Source organism: Brevundimonas sp. P2_A6 (assembly GCF_056404975.1).
Genome location: NZ_JBFUCZ010000006.1, coordinates 159,719 through 166,207, shown reverse-complemented (window position 1 = coordinate 166,207; position 6,489 = coordinate 159,719). Strand labels below are relative to the sequence as shown.

The 6,489-nt window shown below is 66.7% G+C and carries 7 protein-coding genes; 4 read left to right on the top strand and 3 right to left on the bottom strand.

What is annotated here, in order from left to right; genetic code table 11:
• Positions 1–452 (top strand): cation:dicarboxylate symporter family transporter (locus AC1DW4_RS13990; protein WP_477017870.1); only part of this gene is annotated, 452 nt, incomplete at its 5' end.
• 2 nt (positions 453–454) lie between these two features.
• Positions 455–1,744 (top strand): MFS transporter, encoded by a 1,290-nt coding sequence (locus AC1DW4_RS13985; protein ID WP_477017869.1) that lies wholly within the window; start codon positions 455–457, stop codon positions 1,742–1,744.
• 4 nt (positions 1,745–1,748) lie between these two features.
• Here AC1DW4_RS13985 and AC1DW4_RS13980 read toward each other — a convergent pair whose 3' ends face one another.
• From AC1DW4_RS13980 to AC1DW4_RS13970, 3 genes are all read right to left on the bottom strand, one after another.
• On the bottom strand, positions 1,749–2,342 hold the full coding sequence (locus AC1DW4_RS13980; RefSeq protein ID WP_477017868.1) for a class I SAM-dependent methyltransferase: 594 nt from the start codon (positions 2,340–2,342) through the stop codon (positions 1,749–1,751).
• Positions 2,343–2,442: 100 nt separating this feature from the next.
• The gene (locus AC1DW4_RS13975; protein ID WP_477017867.1) at positions 2,443–3,606 is read right to left on the bottom strand and encodes a glycosyltransferase family 4 protein; all 1,164 of its coding nucleotides are present in this window, start codon (positions 3,604–3,606) and stop codon (positions 2,443–2,445) included.
• A gap of 1 nt (position 3,607) precedes the next feature.
• On the bottom strand, positions 3,608–4,534 hold the full coding sequence (locus AC1DW4_RS13970) for a glucosamine inositolphosphorylceramide transferase family protein (protein WP_477017866.1): 927 nt from the start codon (positions 4,532–4,534) through the stop codon (positions 3,608–3,610).
• Between the two features lie 330 nt (positions 4,535–4,864).
• On the opposite strand from AC1DW4_RS13970, the gene AC1DW4_RS13965 reads away from it, so the two are divergent.
• Together AC1DW4_RS13965 and AC1DW4_RS13960 are read left to right on the top strand one after the other, a co-directional pair.
• On the top strand, positions 4,865–5,389 hold the full coding sequence (locus AC1DW4_RS13965; protein WP_477017865.1) for an RNA polymerase sigma factor: 525 nt from the start codon (positions 4,865–4,867) through the stop codon (positions 5,387–5,389).
• Between the two features lie 97 nt (positions 5,390–5,486).
• A complete protein-coding gene (locus AC1DW4_RS13960; RefSeq protein WP_477017864.1) occupies positions 5,487–6,443 on the top strand; it encodes a FecR family protein in 957 nt (318 codons plus the stop codon).
• Positions 6,444–6,489 lie beyond the last annotated feature (46 nt).

Genomic DNA, 6,489 nt, shown 5'->3' with positions numbered 1-6,489 from the left:
GACTGGTCGTGCCGACCGGCTATTCGTTCAATCTGGACGGCACCAACATCTACATGACCATGGCGGCCCTGTTCATCGCCCAGGCGCTGAACATCGACCTGAGCCTGCAGGACCAGGTGCTGTTGCTGCTGGTGGCGATGCTGAGCTCCAAGGGGGCGGCGGGCATCACGGGGGCGGGCTTCATCACCCTGGCGGCGACCCTGGCGGTGGTGCCCTCGGTGCCCATCGCGGGCATGGCGCTGATCCTGGGCATCGACCGGTTCATGAGCGAATGCCGGGCCCTGACCAACTTCATCGGCAACGCCGTGGCCACCATCGTCGTGGCCCGCTGGGAAGGCGAACTGGACCGGGACGCCCTGCGCGAGGCGCTGGACGGCCAGCCAAGACCGCTCGCCGCCGCAACCGACCCCGCCGCCGGGCCCGGCGATTACATGGCCCTGGCAAGGGACTGAACATGAGCGATACGTCTCCCCACCAACGCGCATCGATGACGCGCGGGTCCATGGCCATCGCGGCGTTTTCGACCGTGGTCGAGTGGTACGACTTCACCCTGTATCTGTATCTGGCGACCATCCTGTCGCGCGTCTTCTTCGGTGGGGGCGAGGGGTCGCTGCTGGTCACGCTGGGCGGGTTCGCAGTGGCCTATCTGATGCGGCCTTTCGGGGCGGTGGTGTTTGGCCATATCGGGGACCGCCTGGGGCGGCGGCACGCCATGCTGCTGTCGGTGGCGATGATGACGGCAGCCATGGCGGCGACCGCCCTTCTGCCGACCTATGCCCAGATCGGCCCGGTGGCGGGCCTGCTGTTGCTGCTGATCCGCTGCGTGATGGGGTTCTCGGTCGGCGGCGAATACACCGGCGTCGTGGCCTATCTGCTGGAAGGGGCGCCGAGCCATCGGCGCGGCCTGATCGCATCGTCGGCCTCAGCCGCCAGCGAGATCGGGGCCTTGATGGCGGTGGGAGTCTCTGCTCTGACGGTGCATCTCCTTGATCCGGTGGCTTTGGACGGCTGGGGCTGGCGCATCCCGTTCCTGTTCGGGGCCCTGCTGGCCGGGAGCGTCTGGATCGCGCGGTCGACGATGCAGGAATCGCCGGATTTCGAGCGGCAGCAGGCCCAAGGGACTGTGCCGGATAAGCCGATCCTGCACACGCTTACGCACCACCGTGTGGGGATCGTGCGGGCTTTCGCCATCTCGGCTCTGGGGTCGATCACCTACTATGTCGGCATCACCTATGTGCCTGCCTTTCTGACCTCGGCTGGGGCTTTCGGCGAGACCGAAGCTCTGTGGTTGGCGACCATCGCGGCCGTGGTGGTGATCGCGGTCACCCCGCTGGCGGGGATGCTGTCGGACCGGATCGGCCGAAAGCCCGTCCTGATCGGGCTGGCGATGGCCGCCGCCGTCCTGCCTGTGACGATGTTCGCCCTTATGGGGGACGGGTCGACCGCGCGGGCTCTCCTCGGCGCTGTGGTGCTGGCGGGGGTCGCAGGAGGCGTCAGTGCGGTGGGTGCCGTGGCGACGGCGGAGCAGTTTCCGGGCGAGGGTCGGCTGACCGGTCTGGCTCTCGGCGCGACGGCGGCGACGGCCGTGTTTGGTGGGTTCACGCCCTGGGTGGCGGAACTGCTCGTCTCCCGAACCGGTTGGGACATGGCGCCAGGGGTCCTGATCGCGGGCGTGGCTGTCGCCGTCGTGCCGATCTTCTGGCTGGCGCCGGAAACCGCGCCGATCCGGTCGAAGGCCTACTGATCGCTCAGATCGGCGCGTCGGTGCGAACCATCAGGTCATAGACGTGATCGACGCCCTCGAACGTCACCCTGGCCGGCTGGCCGGCATAGTGTTCTGGCCGGAAGGCCGGCGTCGTCAGCCCGGCCGACAGAGGATCGGCCATGCGACCGCTGTTCCAGCCGAGAAGCAGCCGGCCGCCGGGCCGCAGGATCGTCGCGATGCCATCGAGCGCGCGCTTCTGCTGGTCGCGCGTGTCGACGCCGTGCCCCAGCACGCCGTTGCACAGCACGGCATCGAAGGTCAGGTCGCCGAAGACCGTATCGAGATCACAGGCGTCTCCGGTCCGATGACGTCCGGCCACGCCCCAACGTGCCGCGCGCGGATCGATGTCGGTCGTCCACAGTTCGGCTCCACCAGCCTGCAACGGGGCATGGTCCTCCAGATTGTAGGCGCGAACACCGACCGCCAGGATGCGACCGCCATCCGCGGCGAAAGCGGGAATATAGGCCTGAGCCATCAGCACCCGATCGGGCAGGCCGACGATCGCATTGGCTCCGCGCGACCGCATTCGCGGTGCGGCCTTGTCGCCGAAAAACAGTCTGGCCAGAAAAGGCGGCATGGCCAATGTCTTTGCTCCCGTCACGGGGCCCGGTTCAAGGCCAACCGTCACGGGCTACGCTTCAGGGGCGTGGGTCGTTACAGACCGTAACTGTGTCGCGTCAGTTGGCGACCGGGGTTTGTCGTGGCCCCGACACGATCCAGGCCAGGCCGCTGATCCATGACGATCGACGGCTCGTCGGAACCATCATCGTGCGATCGACCAGTTCATCCCGCAAATCGTCCAGTCGGCCGGACCATACGCCTGGCGCATAGGTGACGGCGACGCGCGCCTGGGCCGCACTTGTCATTCGCAGTCGAAGTCCCGGTTGGTCGATCAGCGATCGCATTGCCGCGGCCATGCCGGTTGCATCGTCGGGATCGCGGTAAATGGCATGGTCCCCACTGGCCTCGGTCAGGCCCCCCCGTCCGGACGAAATCAGGGCCGCACCCGCCGCATGGGCTTCCAGCGCCGTCAGACCAAGCGCCTCGGCTACGCGTGAAGGTGTTACGGCAATGGCCGCGCGGCGGGTGACGGCCCGCACGAGGCCCACGGCCGCCGATGTGTGGATTTCGACCCTGTCACCAAATCGCGACAGGGCCTCGATATGGGGCGTGGCCCAGTCGGCGTGGCGGTCCCAGTCGCCCAGCAACAGCGCGCCCCTCCATTCCGGTCGCTCATCCAGAACACAGGCCAGGCTCGCGCAGAAGGTGTCGAGGCCCTTTTCCGCCATGGCGCGGCCGGAGAACAGGATCAGGTTCTCGCGTTGACCGATCGGGTGCTGCCAGGCGGCCATGTCCATGGGATTGCACACCACCGTGGCCCGGTGGGCGAGCGTGGGATAGTCCGCAGCGAACTCGCGCTCCGCCGCCGCGCTGACGAAGATCAGGCGGTCGAACGCCGCAAGTCGGTGGCGATAGCGGAAGCGTTCCAGGGGGTTTGATGGCGGCTTGATCCGGGTGTGGCGGTGCAGGACGTTGATCCGATCGGGGAACCGTCGGGCCAGGGCCTCGGCCGGACCCAGCTGCTGGTGGTATTCGATGACCTCGGGATCGAAGGCCTCGATGGCACGGGCGACCGCCTCGGTGCGCGCTTTGCGCCCAAGGTTGGCGGGAACCGTCAGCAGGTCCAGATGCGGGACCGGGTTGCTGCCTTCGTCGCAGATGATCTTCAACGACCCCTTCCAGCGGCTGTTTTCGGCCAGGGTTCGGGCGACGGTTTCCATCGAGTTGGGCTTGTCGATCGACATCGAGCAACCCCGCGGCATGACGACGGCGATGCGCATATCAGGATACTCCGACAGACAAGGCAGGGGCGGCGCTGGGCCAGCGTCGTGTGGTGCCGCCGCTGCCGGCACGGCGGCGGGGCCGATTGAGACCCAACAGGCGACGCATCTTGAACTGCACCTTGATCCAGGGTTCGGCGGGCGAGCTGCGAATGGATTTGACGTCGATGCAGGTCACGGTCTCGTCACCCGACAAGGTGTGAAGGCCGTCGCCATAACCGGCCAGCAGTCTGCCGGGCTCGAAGCACCGGACGACCGTCGCCCCGAACGTGTCGGGCGTCAGGGTGTCCAGGCGCAGCAGGTTGATCGCCGCGCCATAGGTGCGGCCACAGTCCTGGATCGGCAGATGCAGCGACCCGTCCATCTCGAACGCCGAGCCGCCCGGCCGCCCTTGAGCGAAGCCCTCACTGACCGGGTTGCCAGGGTGCTGGGTCCACGGTCCGGTCAGTGCGTCCGCATGGGCGACGTGCAGTTCACGCATGGCGCGATCAGCCGGCCCGGGCAGGGCGTAGAACATCCACCAACGGCCGCCATGGCGAACCACCGACGCGTCGATGGCCGGCACCTTCAGCAGGGGTTCCGAAAGGCGCTCCCAATGATCCGGGAAGCGGATGCAGCGATACAGGTTCAACGACCCGCTCTTGTGACCTTCGGGCAGCATGAAAAGGTCATCGCCGTCGACGATCAGGCTCGGATAGGACAGGTGGAACGGTTCCGCCAGCGCCACCCCCTGGCCGAGCAACCGGTCAGCGGCGTCGTATTGGAAATATCGAATCTCGCCTCGGCGATCGCGGTAGTCGAAGGCCTCCACGAAGATCGTCAGCACGCCATCGCGCTGGATCGCGAACGGGTCCGCCACATATCGAAAGCCGGCCGGGTCGTCGGGCAGCCAGACGATCTCCTCGGCCTTGGGCGGCATGTGGGCCATGCGGGACACCGCCCGCCGCACGAAACCTGAACGCCAAAGATCATACACCACGCGGAACTCCACCCGCGCGCGACGTACCTTTCCGGTGGTGATGACGGCCGTAGCGCAAGCGCGAACCCCGCCGCCTTCATGGCGGTCTGAAGGTTAGACGCCCCCGTTCCGGCTTAACCTCACGGGCTTCCGTTGATCCGGTTGCTGTCGCTCGGCGTAGTGTCGGAAATCCATGGGGTTTGCCCTGCTTGCCTGCTGTTCGCGGACGGGCCATTAACGGCGCGTATGCACCATGCGGCGCGTCCGCCGGCCTTGGCCGTCTGCTGGGGAATAAGAGATTTGGCGGCCCCGCCCGAGCACTTCCTGATCCCGATCTATCTGGAACAGCGGGACGCCCTGGGCCGCTTCATGCGGGCGCGTCTGGGCAGCGACGGCGACATCGAGGACCTTCTGCAAGATCTCTATCTGAAGATCGTATCGCTGGATCCGGACTATGAGGTCGCCGAGCCACGCGCCTTTCTCTATCGGTTGGCCTCCAACCTGCTTCTCGACCGGGCACGATCAAGACGACGGTCCCAGGCACGGGACACGGCCTGGCGACAGGTCGCGCATCACACCCGGGGTGAAGACGATGTCGCTGACAGTCCGTCGGCCGAGACCACCGTCATGGACCGTCAGCGCTTGCGCGACCTGCTTGAGGCCCTGGACTCTCTGCCCGACCGCACCCAGCGCATCTTCCGAATGCATAAGTTCGAGGGCCGAAGCTACGCCGAAGTCGCCGCGACATTTGGTATCTCGCGCAGTTCGGTCGAAAAGCACATGATGCAAGCGTTGCGGCAGTTGGCGCGGGAGCGTGAATCATGAGGCTGAACGCGACGGGCGCAAATAATGGAGGTCAGCACCGGTCGGTGACGTCTGACCTACAAGGGCCATCCGGCCGCCTCGCCAGCCCCCGGCACTCATGACCGACACGTCCATCCATGAACAGGCCCTGAGCTGGTTCGCCGTTTTGCGCGACGATGCCGCAGACGAGGGCCAGTGGCTGGCGTTCCAGCAATGGCTGGAGGTCGACCCCGATCATGCCCGTCACTATGACGTCGTAGAGCAGCTTTGGCTGGACCTCGACGACGCCGCCGACGTGTCAGACCCCGTGCTGCCGCACGCCGCACCGCGCCGCCGGCGCGCGGCGGGGCGGTCGTCGATGACGCGACGCCTGATACCAGCCTTTGCTCTCGCGGCTTCGCTGGCACTCGCGGCCGGTCTTTGGATCAATCTGACCGATCGGCCGCAGAGTTTCGTGACGACCGACACAGATCGGGTCGTGACGCTGGAGGACGGGTCCAGCGTCCACCTCAATCGCCACAGCCGCATGTCGGTGCGGATGACCGCCGATCAGCGTACCGTGACGTTGGATCAGGGAGAGGCGGCCTTCGATGTCGTGCACCGCGCCGAGCGTCCCTTCGTCGTGCTTTCAGGCGATCGATCCGTCCGGGTGCTCGGCACCGCCTTCGATGTGCTGAGCTACAAGGGCCGCTACCGCGTAGCGGTTCAGCGGGGGGCCGTCGCGGTGGATACCGGTGCAAACGACGCCGGCGCGCGGCTGTCCGCCGGTCAGGTCGTCGAGCGCCGCGGTCAGGCCGGTCCGGTCCTTTCAACCGTCTCGCCGGAGGAGGCGGTCAGCTGGACCCAAGGCACCCTGATCTATCGCAATGCGCCCCTCGCGAGCGTCGCCGACGACCTGTCGCGTTATCTCGACAAGCCTGTTATCGTTGCTGATCCTGCAAAACGTGTGACGTTCACCGGCGTCCTGCAGGTTGGGGACGAGGCGACGATGGCGAGGCAGCTGGAGGATCTTGTACCGATCCGCGTCAGCCGGTCCGCGACCGAGGTCCGCCTGACATCGCGTGGCCAGGACTGACCTTCCCGGTGCAAGCCCGATCGCCTGGGTTTTCGTTCTCGCCACT